Origin of the sequence: Mesorhizobium sp. M7A.F.Ca.CA.001.04.2.1 (genome assembly GCF_003998485.1) — a bacterium.
Classification (GTDB): Bacteria; Pseudomonadota; Alphaproteobacteria; order Rhizobiales; family Rhizobiaceae; genus Mesorhizobium; species Mesorhizobium ciceri.
This window is the reverse complement of sequence record NZ_RZQT01000005.1, coordinates 92307-111092: the sequence shown is the minus strand read 5'-3', so window position 1 is coordinate 111092 and position 18786 is coordinate 92307. Positions and strand designations below refer to the sequence as shown.

Annotated in this window: 14 protein-coding genes, 1 tRNA gene and 1 pseudogene; 7 read left to right on the top strand and 9 right to left on the bottom strand. The window is 61.4% G+C overall.

Annotation, left to right across the window (positions count from 1 at the left end; translation table 11 throughout):
• Both gltD and gltB read right to left on the bottom strand, forming a co-directional pair.
• Positions 1 to 411, bottom strand: a pseudogene (gltD, locus tag EN955_RS03375) (glutamate synthase); the annotation flags it as partial.
• Positions 412 to 552: 141 nt separating this feature from the next.
• On the bottom strand, positions 553 to 5289 hold the full coding sequence (gene gltB / locus EN955_RS03370; RefSeq protein WP_024502737.1) for a glutamate synthase large subunit: 4737 nt from the start codon (positions 5287 to 5289) through the stop codon (positions 553 to 555).
• Between the two features lie 490 nt (positions 5290 to 5779).
• Between gltB and EN955_RS03365 the strand changes: the two genes are divergently transcribed.
• The gene (locus EN955_RS03365; protein WP_013529717.1) at positions 5780 to 6829 is read left to right on the top strand and encodes a low specificity L-threonine aldolase; all 1050 of its coding nucleotides are present in this window, start codon (positions 5780 to 5782) and stop codon (positions 6827 to 6829) included.
• A gap of 127 nt (positions 6830 to 6956) precedes the next feature.
• Here the strand turns inward: EN955_RS03365 and EN955_RS03360 are convergent, their stop codons facing one another.
• Positions 6957 to 7424: an Hsp20 family protein gene (locus EN955_RS03360; protein WP_013529716.1), complete on the bottom strand. Its 468-nt coding sequence runs from the start codon at positions 7422 to 7424 to the stop codon at positions 6957 to 6959.
• A gap of 481 nt (positions 7425 to 7905) precedes the next feature.
• Between EN955_RS03360 and EN955_RS03355 the strand changes: the two genes are divergently transcribed.
• Positions 7906 to 8883 carry an alpha/beta hydrolase gene (locus tag EN955_RS03355; RefSeq protein WP_024502738.1) on the top strand — a complete coding sequence of 326 codons (978 nt, stop codon included), beginning with the start codon at positions 7906 to 7908 and terminating at the stop codon, positions 8881 to 8883.
• 17 nt (positions 8884 to 8900) lie between these two features.
• Here EN955_RS03355 and hisN read toward each other — a convergent pair whose 3' ends face one another.
• Together hisN and EN955_RS03345 are read right to left on the bottom strand one after the other, a co-directional pair.
• The gene (gene hisN, locus EN955_RS03350; protein ID WP_024502739.1) at positions 8901 to 9674 is read right to left on the bottom strand and encodes a histidinol-phosphatase; all 774 of its coding nucleotides are present in this window, start codon (positions 9672 to 9674) and stop codon (positions 8901 to 8903) included.
• Positions 9675 to 9975: 301 nt separating this feature from the next.
• Positions 9976 to 10917, bottom strand: coding sequence for an N-formylglutamate amidohydrolase (locus tag EN955_RS03345; RefSeq protein ID WP_013529713.1), 942 nt, complete (start codon positions 10915 to 10917; stop codon positions 9976 to 9978).
• A 163-nt stretch (positions 10918 to 11080) separates the two neighbouring features.
• On the opposite strand from EN955_RS03345, the gene EN955_RS03340 reads away from it, so the two are divergent.
• Both EN955_RS03340 and EN955_RS03335 read left to right on the top strand, forming a co-directional pair.
• Entirely contained in the window at positions 11081 to 11443 is a 363-nt protein-coding gene (locus tag EN955_RS03340) for a response regulator (RefSeq protein WP_006199474.1), read from the top strand.
• Positions 11444 to 11559: 116 nt separating this feature from the next.
• A tRNA-Val gene (locus tag EN955_RS03335) sits at positions 11560 to 11634 on the top strand.
• Positions 11635 to 11908: 274 nt separating this feature from the next.
• Here EN955_RS03335 and EN955_RS03330 read toward each other — a convergent pair.
• Entirely contained in the window at positions 11909 to 12115 is a 207-nt protein-coding gene (locus EN955_RS03330; RefSeq protein ID WP_013529712.1) for a hypothetical protein, read from the bottom strand.
• A 402-nt stretch (positions 12116 to 12517) separates the two neighbouring features.
• Here EN955_RS03330 and EN955_RS03325 point away from each other — a divergent pair, with 402 nt between their 5' ends.
• Positions 12518 to 13285, top strand: a complete 768-nt coding sequence (locus EN955_RS03325) for a Stf0 family sulfotransferase (RefSeq protein ID WP_024502740.1) — start codon at positions 12518 to 12520, stop codon at positions 13283 to 13285.
• Positions 13286 to 13712: 427 nt separating this feature from the next.
• Here EN955_RS03325 and EN955_RS03320 read toward each other — a convergent pair whose 3' ends face one another.
• Complete coding sequence (locus tag EN955_RS03320) at positions 13713 to 14108, bottom strand: hypothetical protein (RefSeq protein WP_013529710.1); 396 nt, start codon at positions 14106 to 14108, stop codon at positions 13713 to 13715.
• Positions 14109 to 14122: 14 nt separating this feature from the next.
• Positions 14123 to 14455, bottom strand: coding sequence for a lysozyme inhibitor LprI family protein (locus EN955_RS03315; protein ID WP_224621359.1), 333 nt, complete (start codon positions 14453 to 14455; stop codon positions 14123 to 14125).
• 201 nt (positions 14456 to 14656) lie between these two features.
• On the opposite strand from EN955_RS03315, the gene EN955_RS03310 reads away from it, so the two are divergent.
• Together EN955_RS03310 and EN955_RS03305 are read left to right on the top strand one after the other, a co-directional pair.
• Complete coding sequence (locus tag EN955_RS03310) at positions 14657 to 14947, top strand: hypothetical protein (RefSeq protein ID WP_127219021.1); 291 nt, start codon at positions 14657 to 14659, stop codon at positions 14945 to 14947.
• Between the two features lie 228 nt (positions 14948 to 15175).
• Positions 15176 to 17344, top strand: a complete 2169-nt coding sequence (locus EN955_RS03305; RefSeq protein WP_245265319.1) for an alginate lyase family protein — start codon at positions 15176 to 15178, stop codon at positions 17342 to 17344.
• Positions 17345 to 17399: 55 nt separating this feature from the next.
• Here the strand turns inward: EN955_RS03305 and EN955_RS03300 are convergent, their stop codons facing one another.
• Positions 17400 to 18554 (bottom strand): dihydrodipicolinate synthase family protein, encoded by a 1155-nt coding sequence (locus tag EN955_RS03300; RefSeq protein ID WP_024502744.1) that lies wholly within the window; start codon positions 18552 to 18554, stop codon positions 17400 to 17402.
• Positions 18555 to 18786 lie beyond the last annotated feature (232 nt).

Here is an 18786-nt window from a genome sequence, read left to right as displayed (position 1 = left end):
GGGCCTGATATGGCCGGTTTCATAGGCCTTGTCGGCGATCGCCTGCTCGACCGTCTTGATGGCGACGGGAATGTCCTCGAGGTTCAGCGTGCAGGCTTCCTCGCAAGGCGCCGGGCAGATGCGGCCGGTGAACTCCGGGAAATTGTTGGTCGAATGCAGGTTGCGGATCGCGTTGTCCCAGTCGCCATTGTAGACGAGGTCGTTCCAGTCTGGAATCTGGTTGTGGATCGGGCAGCCGGTCGGCCCGTGGCAGAACGGAATGCCGCAATCCATGCAGCGCGCGGCCTGTTTCTCGACCTCCTTGTCAGACATCGGCAGCGTGAACTCGCGGAAATGCCGGATGCGGTCGGAGGCCGGCTGGTACTTGTGCACCTGCCGGTCGATTTCGAGAAAGCCTGTTACCTTGCCCATAGTCCAGTTCCTGCTGTCCAGATGGTGCGGTTTTCGCCGCACCCGTTAACCCCTTGAGGCAGCCATGGCAACCTTGCGCCGGAGGTCAAACTGTCGATGAAGATGGGCCGGGAAGCCTGGGCTCCCCGGCCATTGCAAAGCCTATTCCGCCGCAACGCCCATGCGCATGCGTTCCATCTCGATCAGGGCGCGGCGGTATTCGACCGGCATGATCTTGCGGAACTTCGGCCGGAACGTCGCCCAGTCGTCGAGAATCTCGCGACCACGCACCGACCCGGTGTAGTGCACATGGTTGGATATCAGCTGGTAGAGCCGCTCCTCGTCATGGCTGGTCATGTCGCCGGAGACGTCGACGCGACCCTTGTGGTCGAGGTCGCCGCCATGGTGCAGCAGCCTTTCCATCAGATCGTCTTCTTCCGGAACGGGCTCCAGCTCGACCATCGCCATGTTGCAGCGCTCGGCGAAATCGCCCGCCTCGTCGAGCACGTAGGCGACGCCGCCAGACATGCCGGCGGCGAAGTTGCGGCCGGTCTTGCCGATGACGACGACGATGCCGCCAGTCATGTACTCGCAGCCATGATCGCCCACGCCTTCGACGACGGCGGCGACGCCCGAATTGCGCACGCCGAAACGCTCGCCGGCGACGCCGGCGAAATAGGCTTCGCCCTCGGTTGCGCCATAGAGCACCGTGTTGCCGACGATGATGGATTCAGCCGCGACGATCTTGGCCTCTTCCGGCGGCCGAATGACGATGCGTCCGCCCGACAGGCCCTTGCCGACATAGTCGTTGCCGGCGCCGACAAGCTCGAACGAGATGCCGCGCGCCAGGAAGGCGCCAAAGGACTGGCCGGCAGTGCCGGTCAGCTTCACCTGGATCGTATCCTCGCGCAGGCCCTTGTGCTTGAAGCGCTTGGCCACTTCGCCCGACAGCATGGCGCCCGCGGAGCGGTCGACATTGCGGATATCGACCTCGATCTTGACCGGCAGCTTGCTCTCGAGCGCCGGCTTGGCCAGTTCGATCAGCTTGCGGTCGAGCACGTCGTCGATCGGGTGCTTCTGCCGCTCGGTCCAGTGCACCGCTTCATGCGGCGCATCCGGCTTGAAGAACATCTTCGAGAAATCGAGCCCGCGCGCCTTCCAGTGCACGATCAGGTCGCGCTTTTCCAGAAGATCGGTGTCGCCGATGATCTGGTCGAGATGGGTGTAGCCCATCTCGGCGAGCAGCTCCCTCACCTCTTCCGCGACGTAGAAGAAGAAGTTGATGACATGCTCGGGCGTGCCCTTGAAGCGCTTGCGCAGCACCGGATCCTGCGTCGCGACGCCGACCGGACAGGTGTTGAGATGGCATTTGCGCATCATGATGCAGCCGGCCGCGATCAGCGGTGCGGTCGAGAAGCCGAACTCGTCGGCGCCGAGCAGCGCGCCGATGATGACGTCGCGCCCTGTGCGCAAGCCACCATCGACCTGCAGCGCAACGCGCGACCGCAAGCCGTTCAGCACCAGCGTCTGGTGTGTCTCGGCAAGGCCCATTTCCCACGGGCTGCCGGCATGCTTGAGGGAGGTCAGCGGCGAGGCACCGGTGCCGCCGTCATAGCCAGAGATGGTGATGTGGTCGGCGCGCGCCTTGGCGACGCCCGCCGCGACCGTGCCGACGCCGACTTCCGACACCAGCTTGACCGACACGTCGGCCGCCGGATTGACGTTCTTCAGGTCGTAGATCAGCTGTGCCAGATCCTCGATCGAATAGATGTCGTGATGCGGCGGCGGCGAGATCAGGCCGACGCCCGGCGTCGAATGCCGGACCTTGGCGATGGTGGCGTCGACCTTGTGGCCGGGCAGCTGACCGCCCTCGCCGGGCTTGGCACCCTGCGCCACCTTGATCTGCATCATGTCGGAGTTGACGAGGTATTCGGCCGTGACGCCGAAACGTCCCGAGGCGATCTGCTTGATCGCCGAGCGTTCCGGGTTCTTGCCGCCGCCCGGCAGCGGCAGATAGCGGTCGGCCTCTTCGCCGCCCTCGCCGGTGTTCGACTTGCCGCCGATCTGGTTCATCGCGCGCGCCAGCGTCGTGTGCGCTTCGCGCGAGATCGAACCGAACGACATCGCTCCGGTCGAGAACCGCTTGACGATGTCGGCCGCCGGCATGACGTCGTCGAGCGCCACCTTCTTGCGGCCGGTTTCCCCGGCCAGCTTGAGCTTGAACAGGCCGCGAATGGTCTGGGCGCGGGCCGTCTCGCTGTCGATCTGGGCGGAATAGTCCTTGAAGGTTTCCCACGATCCCTGGCGCACGGCGTGCTGCAAGGTGGCGACAGCATCTGGCGACCAGATATGCGCCTCGCCGCGCATGCGGAACATGTATTCGCCGCCGACCTCGAGGCTGTTGCGCAGCACGGGGTCGTTGCCGAAACCGTCATTGTGGCGGCTGAGCGTCTCGGCCGCGATCTCGTCCAGGCCGACGCCTTCGATCAGCGTCGCGGTGCCGGTGAAGTATTGCTGCACGAAATCGGTCTTCAGGCCGATGGCGTCGAAAATCTGCGCGCCGCAATAGGACTGGTAGGTCGAGATGCCCATCTTGGACATCACCTTGAGGATGCCCTTGCCGATCGACTTGATGTAGCGCGAGACGACTTCGTAGGCGTCCACTTCCTTCGGCAGTTCGCCGCGCTTGTGCATGTCGAGCAGCGTGTCGAAGGCGAGGTAGGGATTGATCGCCTCGGCGCCATAGCCGGCGAGGCAGCAGAAATGATGCACTTCGCGCGGCTCGCCGGATTCGACGACGAGGCCGACCGAGGTGCGCAGCCCCTTGCGGATCAGGTGATGATGGACCGCCGCTGTCGCCAGCAGCGCCGGGATGGCGATGCGGTCGGGCCCGACCTGGCGGTCGGACAGGATGATGATGTTGTAGCCGCCGGCAACCGCCGCCTCCGCCCGCTCGCACAACCGATCGATGGCGCCCTGCATGCCCGCGGCGCCTTCGGCGGAGCCATAGGTGATGTCGATCGTCTTGGTGTCGAAACGGTCCTCGGTGTGGCCGATGGAGCGGATCTTCTCGAGATCGCCATTGGTCAGGATCGGCTGACGAACTTCGAGCCGCTTGCGGCGCGAATTGCCGACAAGGTCGAAGATGTTGGGCCGCGGCCCGATGAAGGACACCAGGCTCATCACCAGCTCCTCGCGGATCGGGTCGATCGGCGGGTTGGTGACCTGGGCGAAGTTCTGCTTGAAATAGGTGTAGAGCAGCTTCGACTTGTCCGACATCGCCGAGATCGGCGTGTCGGTGCCCATCGAGCCCACCGCTTCCTGGCCTGTCGTCGCCATCGGCGACATCAACAGCTTGGTGTCCTCCTGGCTGTAGCCGAATGCCTGCTGACGATCGAGCAGGCTGACATCCTTGCGCAACGCGCGCGGTTCGACCGGCTTCAGATCTTCGAGGATCAGCTGCGTGTTGGCGAGCCAGGTCTTGTAGGGATGCTTGGTCGCGATCTCCGACTTGAGCTCCTCGTCGGAGACGATGCGCCCCTTCTCCAGGTCGATCAGCAGCATGCGGCCGGGCTGCAGCCGCCACTTCTTGACGATCTTCTCCTCCGGCACCGGCAGCACGCCGGCTTCCGAGGCCATGATGACGCGGTCATCGTCGGTGACGATGTAGCGTGCCGGGCGCAAGCCATTGCGGTCGAGCGTGGCGCCGATCTGGCGGCCATCGGTGAAGACCACCGCCGCCGGTCCGTCCCACGGCTCCATCAATGCCGCATGGTATTCGTAGAAGGCCTTGCGATCGGCATCCATGAGCTTGTTGCCGGCCCAGGCTTCCGGGATCAGCATCATCATGGCATGGCTGAGCCTGTACCCGCCCTGGAACAGGAACTCGAGCGCATTGTCGAAGCAGGCGGTGTCGGATTGGCCATCATAGGAAATCGGCCACAGCTTCGAGATGTTGTTGCCGAACAGTTCGGAATCGACCGACGCCTGGCGCGCAGCCATCCAGTTGTTGTTGCCGCGCACGGTGTTGATCTCGCCATTGTGGGCGACCATGCGGTAGGGATGCGCCAGCTTCCATGACGGGAACGTGTTGGTCGAGAAGCGCTGGTGGACGAGGATCAGCGCGGTTTCGAAGCGCGGGTCCTTGAGGTCCTTGTAGTAGGCCCCGACCTGATAAGCCAGGAACATGCCCTTGTAGACGATGGTGCGCGCCGACAGCGACACGCAATAGGCGCCGATGTCCATGTTGTCGTTCTCGGCATAGATGCGGCCCGAGATGACCTTGCGCAGCAGATAGAGCCTGGCCTCGTATTCCTCGTCATCGGTAATGTCTGGCGTGCGGCCGATGAAGATCTGCCGATGGAACGGCTCGGATGCCACGATGTCGGGCGCCTTCGACAGCGACGAATTGTCGACGGGCACGTCACGGAAACCGATGAGCGGAAGTCCCTCGGATTGCGCCGATTCGGCAATGATGTCCTCGATATGGGCGCGAAGGGCCGCGTCCTGCGGCATGAACCAGTGTCCGACGCCGTACTGGCCCGCCGGCGGCAGCTCGATGCCCTGGGCTGCCATCTCGTCACGGAAGAACTGGTCGGGAAGCTGCACCAGCACGCCGGCGCCATCGCCGACCAGCGGATCGGCGCCGACGGCGCCGCGATGCGTCAGGTTTTCGAGCACAGCCAGCCCGTCCTCGACGATCTGATGCGACTTCACGCCCTTCATGTTGACGATGAAACCGACGCCGCAGGCGTCATGCTCGTTGCGTGGATCGTAGAGGCCCTGGGCGGAAAATCCGTTGGCGCTTCGGCCAATATTGGATCGCAAGGTGGTTTTGACGGTTGCCGCTTTCGTCTGCGCGGCCTGGCCGTTCGTCGCAGAGTGCGTCATGTCCGTCATCTCCTGTCCTCCTTCCCAGCCATTCAGGCGCTGGTTTGCCTCGGCAAGCGCTTGGCTCACCCTGATCCTTGTGGCACGTCTTGCGAAATCCTGTCGAACCAGGCGGCTTTCCGCATGGATCGCATCTGGTAATCGTACAGGCCAGAGTCTGGCTGTCCACCTGTCGCTCGCGGCAACAGCCGGAGAGGCCCAAATGATACGCCAATCCAGCTCGTTTTGTGCGACAAAATAAGACAGCACTACTGTCCTAAATTTTTATGGCAGAAATCCCGGACGCACACAAGACCGATTTGAAAAAAACTTGGGGCATTCGCGACAGAAAATGTCGCGAAGCTGAGGAAAAACGTAAGCTTCAGTCGTCGGCCTGGGCTTTGCCCGTTGGCTGGCTTTACTGTTTTTCCGGCGCCTGGCCCTTGCGATCAGCACGCGAAACCGGTCAACTTCAGTCTGATTTCCCAACCCCCCGTTCTCCCAAGACATAGGCAGATGCATGTTCTTCGCTTCCGACAATTGGGCAGGCGCCCACCCCAACATTGCCGCCGGCCTGTCGGCCAATGCCGGCGGCTTTTCCACCGCCTATGGCGACGGAGCGCTCGACCAGGCAGTCTACCAGCGCTTCAGCGAGATTTTCGAACGCGAGGTCGCGGTGTTCTTCGTCGCCACCGGCACGGCCGCCAACTCGCTGGCGCTGACCGCTTACAACAAGCCGGGCGGCATTTCCTTTGCTCATCGCGAATCGCATGTCATCGAGGACGAATGCGGCGCGCCGGTGTATTTTTCCGGCGGCTCACGCCTGCATGAGATCGATGGCGCGCTGGGCAAGATCGATCCGCACAATCTGGAAAGGACCATCGGCCGTTTCGCACCGGAAATCGTCCATTGGGGACGGCCGATGGCCGTTTCGATCACCCAGTCGACCGAGGTCGGCACCATCTACGGCCTGGATGAGATCGAGACGATCGCGGCGATCGCCAAACGATATTCGGTGCCCTTGCACATGGACGGCGCCCGCTTTGCCAATGCGCTGGTCGCGCTCGACACGTCGCCAGCCGAAATGACCTGGAAACGCGGCGTCGACATCCTGTCCTTCGGCGGCACCAAGAATGGCTGCTGGTGCGCCGAAGCGATCGTGCTGTTCGATCTTGATCGTGCCAGGGAATTGGCGTTCCTGCGCAAGCGCGCCGCCCAGCTGTTTTCGAAATCGCGCTTCGTCGCGGCGCAGTTCGAGGCCTATTTCAAAGACGGATTGTGGCTGGACACCGCCCGCCACGCCAACGCCATGGCCGCACGCCTTGCCGCCGCGATCGAGGATTCGGCCACGGCAAAGCTGGCATGGCTGCCGCAGGCAAACGAGGTTTTCGCAGTGATCAAGAAAGCCGAAGCTGAAAAGCTGCAGGCAGCGGGTGCGGCGTTCTATGATTGGCACAAGCCGCACGGCTTTGACGGCCACATCAGCGAGGACGAGTTGCTGTATCGCTTCGTCACCAGCTTCGCGACGACGGCCGATGAGGTCGACCGTTTTGGCCAGCTGATCGCCTGATACCGAAATCCCCGATAACAAAAAAGCGGCGCCTTTCGGCGCCGCTTCCGTCTCGGGAGGAGACTTCAAAGCAATTCCAGGAAAAGTGTTAGGCGGTTTTCCGTCCGGAATTGCGTCAGAACAGAGTTTAGGCAGCGGTCTTGGCCTCGATCTGCTTGGCCTTGGCCGAAGACGCCGTAATGGCGATCTTGCGCGGCTTCAGCTCCTCGGGGATGTTGCGCTTGAGGTCGACGAACAGCAGGCCGTTCTTCAGCGAAGCACCGACAACTTCGACGTGGTCGGCAAGCTGGAAGCGGCGTTCGAAGGCTCTCGAGGCAATGCCGCGATAGAGCAGTTCAGAGCCTTCGCCGGTGCCCTCGTCCTTGCGCTCACCCTTGACGGTCAGCACGTTGCGATGGGCTTCGATCGAGATTTCCTCGTCAGAGAAGCCGGCAACCGCCATCGAGATCCGGTAGGAATCCTCACCGGTGCGCTCGATGTTGTAGGGCGGGTAGGTCTGCGCGCCATCCGGCTGCGCAAGCGAATCGAGCATCGTGAACAGACGATCGAAGCCGACGGTCGAGCGATAAAGCGGGGAAAAATCAACGTGACGCATGAGGTGTTCTCCTGTTGAGCAACATGGTTTGCGTGTGGCCGGTGCGAAACCCTTGAGCGGCGTTTCGGGTGGGCCAGCGGCCCCGACATTGGCGACCGCACGAGACATTTGGGGAGCGCTGGAAAGCATTTCAAGATTTCACCTGGCGGCAAAAGCCACGGCGGCCGGACCCTTGATGAACGGCAGATGAACCGGCACTTCGGCGCGCGTTCAGGCAGCCGGCGCTAAAGTCCATTCCAGGATCAAGGACTGGCGGCGCCGATTGCACAACAGGCACCGCAACGAGGCCGACCGGGTGTAACGTCCCTTCCTCCCGGATCGACAGAGGCCGGAAGCACGCTTTCAAGCGGCTTCCGGCCTTCCCTGTTGCAGCCCAGTCAGTCACCGGGAATTCCTTGGCTTTTGGCGCATGGGCGTCTATCACCTTAGCGGAGCCGGCCAGCGCAGGCGGGCATGCGAGACGCCGAGCACGAAGCGCCGAATGACGGATCTTTTCACCGAAAACTCCCTTTTTCACGAAATCGAGGGCAATCCGCGGCCGGAAAACGCCGCCGGCGGCTTCTTCACCACGCGTGACCACAAGAATATCCGCTACGGCCTGTTCGGCGCGGTCGCTCGCCCGATGAAGGGCACCGTGGTCCTGCTCACCGGCCGCAACGAGTGCATCGAGAAATATTTCGAAACCATCCGCAACCTTGCCGATCGTGGCTTTGGCGTCGCCACGCTCGACTGGCGCGGCCAGGGCGATTCAGACCGGCTGATCCGCGATCGCCAGCGCGGCTACGTCAGCAGCTTCCGCGACTACACCGCCGACCTCGAACAGTTCTTCGAGGAGATCGTGCTGCCCGATTGCCGCGGACCCTACTACATCCTGGCCCATTCGGCAGGCGCATTGATCACCCTGCTGGCCGCGCCGTCGATGGTGAACCGCGTCCGGCGCATGGTGCTGATCGCGCCTTTCATGACGCTGCCCGACCTGCCGGTCTCGATCTCGACGGTTCGCCGCGTCTGTTCCCTGTTCTGCGCTCTCGGCCTCGGCCGGCTCTATGCCGCCTGGGGTCCGCGGCCGAGGGTAACGGCCCCTTTCGAGACCAACAAGCTGACATCGGACCCGGAACGCTATCGGCGCAACACACGGATCTATGAAGAATACCCGCAACTGGCGCTTGGCGGGCCGACGATCCGTTGGCTGCGGGCAGCCGCGAAAGCTTCGGAAGCCGTCAACGACCCCGACTTCATGGCCCGGATCCAGGTCCCGCTGCTGATCATCGCCGCCGGCGCCGACCAGGTCGTCTCGACCAGGGCTGTCGAAGCCTACGCCAGGCGTCTGCGGCTCGGTTCATTGCTGATGATCGACGGCTCCCGCCACGAAATCCTGCAGGAAGCCGACATCTACCGCGAGCAATTGCTCGCCGCCTTCGACGCCTTCATTCCCGGCAGCGACGACCCCACGGCCTGACGGCCGCCGGTCGCTGGTCAGCCGCGCAAGGCGGCCATGGCAGCTGCGTGGAGTTCCGGCGTTGCAGCCGCCAGGACATCGCCGCCCTTTTCCGCAGGCCCGCCATCGAATGTGGTGACCACACCGCCTGCCTTCTCGATGATCGGGATCAGCGCCACGATGTCGTATGGCTTCAAACCGGGATCGGCGACGATATCGACGCTTCCCGAAGCGATCATGGCGAAGGCATAGCAATCGGCGCCATAGCGGGCGAGTTGGATCTGTCTTTCGAATGCATCGTAACGGTTGCGCGCTTCGCCTTTGAATAGCGCCGGCGTGGTGGTGAACAGCGTCGCCTGGTCCAACTTCGTCGTCTTGCGGGTCGTCAGTTTTCGCGGCCCGCCCGGCCCCTCATAGTGCGAACCTGAGGCGTTGGCGTAGAACAGCTCGCCGGTGAAGGGTTGCGCCATCATGCCGGCAACGGCGTCACCGTCGACCGTCAGCCCGACCAGCGTGCCCCACACCGGCAGGCCGGAAATAAAGGCGCGCGTGCCGTCGATCGGGTCGATCACCCAGACATGCCGGCTCGAAATGTTCTCGCTGCCATGCTCCTCGCCGAGAATGCCATGGTCGGGATACTCGGCAGAGATCAGCGCCCGGATGGCGCGCTCGGCCTCGCGATCGGCCTCGGTGACCGGATCGAAACTGCCCTGTTCCTTGTTGGCGACCGCGCCTTGGGCACGAAAGCGCGGCAAGGTCTCCGCCGCTGCCACCTGCGCAATGCGGCGCATGAAATCGACACTGATGTCCAACTGATTCTCCCGCACTGCAGCATGTCCGAGCCGTGCTCTGCCGCCAATTTCGTACCAAAACAAGTGTGTTCGACGACTTCTCCGCCACGGCATCTGTTGCCCGGATGTCACATAAGCGTCGTCGAAACGCAATTTCCACATCAGAGTGAATTAAAAAAGCCTGAAGGTCGCTTGACATTTGTGCAACGCACAATACCCTTGACCTCGGACAGGGTTTCCTGTCCATGCCCTCCTTGGGCGTTTCCTCCCTAGACTTCGACCGTATCGTGCAAACGATGCGGTCTTTTTTTACGCCGCGATTTCACTCCGCGGCCAGCGGCAGGTCGATGAAATGATGGTCGGGCATCGACATCAGGTCGGCTGAGAACCGCGTCAGATCGTCGGCCAGCGCATCGAAGCCGGCGGCCTTCTCGAATGTCCGTTCGTTCATGTAGAGCCCGCGATTGACCTCGATCTGCAGCGCATGCAGATGGCGCGCCGGGCGGCCGTAATGCTCGGTGATGAAGCCGCCGGCATAGGGTTTGTTGTGGGCAACCGAATAGCCCATGGCGCTGAGCAGGCCGATCGCGGTCTCGGTCAGGGCGGCGGTTGCCGAGATGCCGAAACGGTCGCCGATGATGAAGTCGGGCCGCAGCCCGCTGTCGCCGACACGGATGCTCGCCGGCATCGAATGACAGTCGATCAGCACGGCAAAACCGAACCGCGCATGGGTCCGGGTCAAAAGCCGCTTCAGCGTCTCGTGATAGGGCTTGTAGACGGTTTCGATCCGGGCAACGGCTTCCGACAGCGGCAGGCGGCCGGAATAGATGTCGAGCCCCTCGCCGACCAGCTTCGGCACCGTGCCAAGCCCACCCGCCACCCGCGCCGAGCGGATGTTGCAGAAGGACGGCACTGGCTCGGCGAACATGCGAGGATCGAGCTCCCACGGCTCGCGATTGACGTCGAGATAGGCCCTCGGAAAATTCGCCGCCAGCAGCGGCGCGCCGAGCGCCACGGCACCGCCGAACAGCTCATCGACGTAACAGTCTTCCGACCGGCGGATGGCGTTGCGGTCCAGCCTTGCCATGGCCAGGAACCGTTCGGGATAGTAGCGGCCGCTATGCGGCGAATTGAAGAGGAAGGGGACGCGCTGCTCGGCGCCCGACCGGATTTCGAAGGGTGGAAAGACCGAAAAATCCTCGGCTGCCGTCTTCAATTTGAACGAACCCGAAAACACCAGTGCATCATGATGTGAAAGTGCCACCTTGCAGGCCGCGTGTCCAGCATTTCAGCGGCGGCACACCCCCGGCAAATATGGATCATCGTCGTCTGCGTTCACTTGATGTTTACCCTCACCTCCTCATATACAGGATGGTTAACGGGCTTGCCCAACGGCAATCTCGGGCGGGTGATTCGGACAGGATATCATGGCACGCATTCTTCTGGCGGAAGACGACGACGATATGCGTCGGTTCCTCGTCAAGGCGCTGGAGCGCGCCGGTTACCAGGTCAGCGATTTCGACAATGGCGCCAGCGCCTATGAGCGGCTGCGCGAAGAGCCGTTCTCGCTGCTGCTGACCGACATCGTCATGCCGGAGATGGACGGCATCGAGCTGGCGCGCCGCGCCACCGAGATCGATCCCGATCTGAAAGTCATGTTCATCACCGGTTTCGCCGCTGTTGCGTTGAACCCGGATTCCAAGGCGCCGAAAGACGCCAAGGTCCTGTCGAAGCCATTCCATCTGCGCGACCTCGTCAACGAGGTGGAGAAGATGCTGCAGGCGGCCTGAGCCGTTTTCTAGGCGAGGCGCCGCACCTCTTCGCCACTGCGGCGAGACGACGCCTTCTTTCCTTTTTCCTGCTATTGACGCGCTGGATCAAAAATGGTGTATGCGCGGCTTCGGATGGGCGTGTAGCTCAGCGGGAGAGCACTGCATTGACATTGCAGGGGTCACAGGTTCAATCCCTGTCACGCCCACCATCCAACCAGACAAATCAGACTTGGATCGACATGCTGGCCGGCTCGCCAGACAAAGCGCGTGGGCATGGCGCGCGGGATGAGCAGCGTCGAGGTGGTGGCGGAAGAACGCCTCACTTGGGATAAGCAGGGCACAGCGTGGCACAGGGCCGTCCAGGGCGCGCGTTACACAGAGGTGGACGGTTTCGGTGCCTCAAGGGGAGGCTGGACGTTGGCGAGCTTTCGAGCGCAACGCGCCCGTCCCAGCGCTGACCGGAACGGGCGACACGCAATCAGATCATTGCGGCGCTGGATCAGGCGTATTTCCCGGCCTGTCGCCGCCGCCCTTGCCTTCGCGGCAAGGCTCGCCGATGCCGCAGCATTTGCCGTTATAGGTGACGCCAGGCTTCAGCTTGTCGCATTCCCTGGGAGCGGTTGTCTTGCAGCCGGCCAGCACCGAAACGGCGATGGCGGCCAAAAAGACGTTTCTCGAGACAGTAAACATAAGAGTTCTCCTTGATGAACCATGTTTGGACACATCACTTGGTCGCGCCTCGGGTGAATTGGTTCACAAAAATAGTGATGGCGGCGAAAACAACCCTCACGGTTGTTCGACAGAGGACACTCCTGGGCAGGCGCAGCAATCGCGTGGCGACGTGTCGGCGACGGCGAACACGCCCACGATGACGATGGCGGCCGATGCGGCGTCCTAGATGAATTGTGTGGTCATCTGGTCTGGAATCCAGCCAAAGCCCTGGTGATGCCGACAAGATGGCAACGAAGATCACGGCGGCAATAAGCTGAGCACGGTGTTCCTGGACATGGGGCGGGAACGCCGCGCTGATTTGGGTTGAAGGTAAGCGGGCCTTGCGGCATGCGTTCCGGGACAAGGTGAAGTGAGGATTTTATGCGGGGCGTTGCGATTCTTACAGAGGGAAGAAGCGGTTCGAACTGGCTGGGAAGCCTGACGAACGCAACTGGCCTGATGGGACGGTCGGAGGAATGGCTTGATCCGGCCTATCTACGCTTCGATCCCCGCACCTATGATGATCTTGAAAAAGCGGTCATCGAGAAAGCGTCGACCGACAACGGGCGGTTTGCGATCAAGTTGTTTCCGCGCCATCTGGCCTGGTGTAAGGAGAAATTCGGAAAGGATTTTCTATTCGAGATTCGAAGAAAACACGGCTTGGAATTCATTTTGTTGGAACGTCGCGACCGAATTCAGCAAGCTATTTCGTTCTACCGAGCTAGGATGTCTGGAATGTGGACGAGCCGGCACGAAGGGAAAGTCAATCCGCGCTCTGTTCCTTATAGCTTCGCCGACATCAGCCAAGCGTATTTCCAGATTGATCGAAGCTATGCGTTCTGGAGGTCCTACCTACAACTTGCGGGGCTGGATTGTCGTCAATTCGTCTACGAAGATTTGCAGCAAGACCCACGGCCCTATCTGGAAGCTGTGGCGGATTATATGGGCGTCCAGGTCCCGGAAGACACCGCCAATTCGAGATTCACTATTCAACGGGACAGCCTCACGGAAGAATGGATAGTGCGCTTTCGTGAGGACGCAGCGGCCAAGGGCGCCATTGAGGGCATCGGGGAGATGGCGGTGCCAAGAACGCTCGACAATATCGCCCGCTTTGCCCTGAAACGGCCCCTGATCCGAAAGCGCTTCTAGAGGCAGGTACTTTCTTCGGGGGAATTCGATGATCGTTGCAGCTGGCTCGGTTCCAGCGCTCAATGCCCCGGCTCTTCCTCCAGAACACCTGGAGGATAGAAATGCTCTCTTCCGGGATATCCTGGCCGCCGTGCAGCTTGCTGGGAACGGCGGGCCAGGGGGCAGATAGTTTCGTCATGTCGCTCGAACCTGCCATTGCGGCAAAAAGTTCCGGAACCATCCTTCAAGCTGATGGAATCGCGGATCGCGTGTGCAGGATCGGCATTTCCCGGCTGTGCGCCAGAGGTAGAGCGGTTCGCATTTGGGTTGACTTCTAGCCTGCACCTGGCGCAACGCCGCATGTAGTGCTTGAAGTTGGCGGAGGGTTTCTCGATTGGGTTGAGGTCCGAACTATAGGGGGCAGGAAGGAGAGCCTCGCGGAGCCAGCCTACTGGTCATCGTCATCGTTATTGTCTGGATTGTCGACCAAACATCCCGCGCCGTGACACCCTTGGTAATTGCCTTGAGTGTCGAAATTCGGATTGCCATCCTTGTCGTAACTCGGCCTTGGATCGATGTAGCTGTCGTCCTTTCGACGCGCTTCCTTGCGATCCTTGTCTCTCTGTTCTTGCGCGGCCATGCGATCCAATGAGCGCTGCTCATCTTCTGAACGTTGTGAGGTCTGTTGCATCATGCAGTCGGCAAACCTGTTGGTTCCTGGCCTGTAGCCGTAAGACGCGCACTGTTGCTGATCCATTGCGCGCTGATCCTCAGCGCTGACGCAACCGGCAACCGCCAACGGCACAAGCGCGATCAGCACATATCTCATCTTGAAATTCGGCATTTTGTCACTCCAGATTATTCTGATGGCACCGGGCAAGAGAGGTCACCCTCCTGGCAGTTCAGGTAGGCCTTCAACTGCCTGGTGCGGGCCTTGGTCAGGTCAGCCTGACAAGCAGCGGCAACCATCGGCGCCGCGGAGCCACCATCGTCACCGCTGGATTGAAACGTGCATTCGGCGTTGCGGAACGCAATCCACGCTCTCTGCGCTTTCACGAACCGTGCCTTGCCGTCGGAATCATCCGTAAGCCGCTTCTGGATTTGCTTGAAGGTCTGGTTCAATGCCTGATCGGCTCTTTTGAAGTCCGAAGCTGGATCGGCCAGAGCCGCGGTGGCGGCGAACGACAGCATGGCGACCGCAGCAAGTAGAAAACGCATGATTGTATCCCCCTCATGAAAACAACCACAAGTAAGCACGCATAGGAGCAGCCGGCAAGGCCTGGAAAACCGTATAGTAAGCAAAGGGTTGTCGGGTTCAACAATGCAGGACGGACGAGGCTAGGGCCGTGAGGTGATTGCGGGGAGTGGCAGATAACTCATGCATTCGATGCAATGGCGGTCGAATGCGGCCGCCACAAGCTGACCATGTTTGGACACATCGCTTGGTCGCGCGCCGGGAGGATTGGTTCCAAGAAAATTGCGATCACCGGCGCATCTTTTGCGAGCTTGCCTTTGCGTGAAGGCGAATCGCCGATGCCGGGGCATTTGCCATGCTATGTGGTTTTCGGATTTGATTTATCGCATTGTCCTGTCGGCGTTGCCTGGCAACCTGCCGTCACTTATGCAGCAGAACGTAACAGGACATTCGCAACGTTACATGCGAGAGACGTTTTCCATGATTGATCGTGTCGCACAATTCAGGGCTTGGTCGCCTCACGCTCAGAAATGGTCCAGAGTCGAAGTCGGAATGATTGGCGAAACCGCGCGCATCCCCGAGGCGGTGATCGGGATCCGGTCTCCCTGCGTGCCGTCATGAGCTCACAGCCCGGTAGGACAAAACTATCGTCCTGGCCGAAGATATATCGCGAACTGAACCGTGTGCGCACGCAATTGCGGTCGCCGTGGTCGACATTGGGCAACGCGCTCATTTCCGCAAAGCAGAACGCTGAATACCGGCGCGAACTCGGCAAGCGGATCGAGGCCGCCCGCGAGACTTACACGGCGTCGCCGATCTCGCAGATTGCCGACAGCTTCATGCTCGTCCGGATCATCGGCAATGATCTGGAACCGCGACACCGCAAGGGCCAGTCATTCGACAACGTGCTGTTCATTCTGGACAACGAACCGGTCTTCGACGCCTGCGAAAAATTCTGGATCGTCAATCGAATAGTCGACACCGACGAGGAAGCCCGGATCATCGGCCTGCTCGAAAGCCGCCGCCAGAATTTTCATACAATCCCCTTCGAACTCGATCAGTACCGGAAGATATCCTGGGACGTCGAGCAGCTTGTTGCCGGCGACCTCCGATTCTCAGAGAAGGGCCGGGCGAGCGGACAGTCCGCGCGTTACGAAACGCACATCCGCCGCAGCAAGAACCTCTATGTGATGAACAACAATGGGGCTCGCAACGCCGCGCTCGCGATTGCCCGCGACAGGGCAAAATGGCTGATGCCCTGGGACGGGAACTGCTACCTGACAGACTCTGCGTTCCAGCGGATACGGTCCGCGATCGAGAAAAACCCGCACCTTCCCTACGCTGTGGTGCCCATGGCGCGCATTGTCGACAATGCGCTTCTGCTGGACCAGAGCTTCCAGCCGCCGGCCGAGGAGGAGCCGCAGATCATATTTCGAGCCGATACCACGCAACTGTTCGACGAAAACTATGGTTACGGAAGGCGGCCAAAAATCGAGATGCTGTGGCGGTTGGCAGTTCCTGGCCCCTGGGACCGCTACCGCGACGACGCCTGGGATTTTCCACGCCCGGTCCGGGCGGCGGATGCCGGGCTGCTCCAGAAAGCGGGCTGGGTGGCGCGCCTGGATTCAGGGCGTTCGCATCTGGAGATCGGCAAGGCCGGCTTCGTCGCGCGTCTGGTCAGCCGCGATCAGGCGATCGTCGATATGGTCGATCAATGTGACGCCAAGGCAGTCGCCGCTCGGCTTGATACCTCCCGCCTGGCCTTTTATGACGAAGACGCCCTGGCCCACGCGGTGAAGGACGGGCCCATCCTGCACCATCTCGAAACCGCGGCCGGACAGGCACTCGCCCGCGGTCCGTTCAGCGTGCTCGACAAGACTGGCCTAGCCCCCAGCGGGGATCCCCAGGACTATTTTCACCCCGCGCCTTACTGGTGGCCCGCCCCCGACAGACCCGACGGCCTGCCCTATATCCGGCGCGATGGCGAACGCGTGCCCGGCACGGCATTGTATGCAGCAGGAAGCGAAACCTACGATCGCACACGCTTACAGCGCGTCTTCGACGACACAACCGTGCTTGCGCTCGCCGCAACCGTGCTTGATGGGCATCATTATGCCGTCCACGCCGCCAGGCTCATTCGCGCATGGTTTATCGATCCCAGGACAAGAATGAACCCGCATTTGCGCTATGCGCAGGTGCGGTCGGGCCACGACAACAATGAAGGGTCCGGCCACGGCATCATCGAGCTGAAGGATTTCTATTTCTTCCTGGATGCCGTACGCCTGCTCGAGCGAACAGGAGTACTGGGCGACGAGGATCGCGAGGCGTTCAGAGCCTGGCTCGGTTCCTACTGCGAATGGCTGGACACCGCGCCGGCAGCCGCGACGGCCTTCTGCAGCAGCAGCAACCAAGGAACATATTACGATTTGCAGCGGGCATCGATCGCCACGTTTCTTGGCGATAGCGCCACCCTGGCCAAGATCAGCCTCTATGCTCGGGAGAGACTAGCAACCCAGATCGCAGCCGATGGCTCCTTGCCCAGGGAACTGTCCCGCACGCGCCCCAGGCACTACGCCATGTTTACCTTGCAAGGCTGGACGTCGCTGGCTCGTGTCCTGTCTTCGGTCGGTGACAATCTCTGGCAACACAAGACAGCCGAGGGACTGGGACTGGTCCAGGCGCTGCACTGGCTTGTTGCGCACGAGAACAAGCCACACACCATGTCGGCCGAAACTGTCGATCCGGATCGGCTTGGGCCGCTGCTTCTCGACCTGACGCACCATGATCCCGCAGGAATGCCACCTGCCGATCTGGGAAGGGCGACCAAGCCCATTTTTCATCCAGACGAGGCAATCGCGCCTTTTTGGCTGTGGCGGAGACGTTAGCGACGCCCGGCATTCCTGGCCTGTCACGTCGATGATGAGAACCACTTTCCGCGCTTCAAACGCCCGCGACGGTGCAAAGGCTCTTCATCCTGGTGACCGCCAGTTCCGGATCGGCCAGCAATCCGGCCTGGTCGGCAAGGCGGAACACGTCGGCATAGTGACGGATGCCGCGCGCCGACTGCATGCCGCCGACCATCGCAAAATGATCCTGATGGCCATTCAGCCAGGCCATGAAGACGAGGCCGGCCTTGTAATACTCGGTCGGCGCCTCGAAGATCTTTCGCGACAGCGGCACGGTTGGTGCCATCAACGCGTCAAAGCCGGCGCGGTCGCCTTCCGCCAGTTTCGCCAGCGCCGCGTTGGCGACCGGCGCGATGGCGTCGAAAATACCGAGCAATGCGTGCGAGTGCCTTTTCTCGTCGCCGGCGATCAGTTCGGGATAATTGAAATCGTCGCCGGTGAACATGACGACGCCGTCCGGCAGACGGTTCCTCAGCGCGACCTCCTTGCCGGCATCGAGCAGTGAGATTTTTATCCCCTCCACCTTGCCGACGTGGCGTTCGATGATGGCAACGACTGTATCGAGAGCGACCTCGAAATTCTCGCTGCCCCAATAGCCCCTGAGCGCCGGATCGAACATGTCGCCCAGCCAGTGCAGGATGACCTTGCCGGAGGACTGCGACAGGATGCGGTCATAGACGCTGACATAGTCGTCCGACCCTTTGGCAACTGCCGCCAACGCCCGGCTGGCCATCATGATCGCCTTGCCGCCGAGCCCTTCGATAAAAGCGAACTGCTCTTCATAGGCCTTGATGACGTCATCGATTGTTTTGGCGGCGGCGGGCGCCAGATGGTCGGTGCCGGCGCCCGAGGCGAGATCGGCGCCATCGACCGTGCGCGCCTCGGCGATCGAGCGGCGGATCAATTCCTGCGCGTTTGCCCAGTCGAAACCCATGCCGCGCTGCGACGTGTCCATCGCTTCGGCGATGCGGAAGCCCAGCCGCCACAGATGGTGACGGAACGCCATCGTCCTCTCCCAGTCGACCACCGGTCTGGACCACGGATCGGTCATGGCGAGCGGATCGGCAACGACGTGCGCGGCGGCATAGGCGATACGCGAAAATCGCGCGCCGATGTCAGGCTGCACGGGCTCGCCGACCAGCGTGTACCGGGTGCTGCCGACACCCTCACCAGGCAAGGAAATGTCCATCCATCGCTCCCTTCGCAACGTACTAAATGGAACGTTCCAATAAATCAAGGGCCTTTAAAATTCGAACTCCCTGCAGGATGAAATGCTGCATTGCAACAAGAAAGCCTTATGGAGCATGCCATTTGAGTACACACAATCGACGTTCGAGGCGCGGGAAAAATCCCGATTGACTCACGAGCGGAGCAGAGATTAGAACGTTCCAATAGCTTTGGGCCTGCAGTCGGGAGGATGC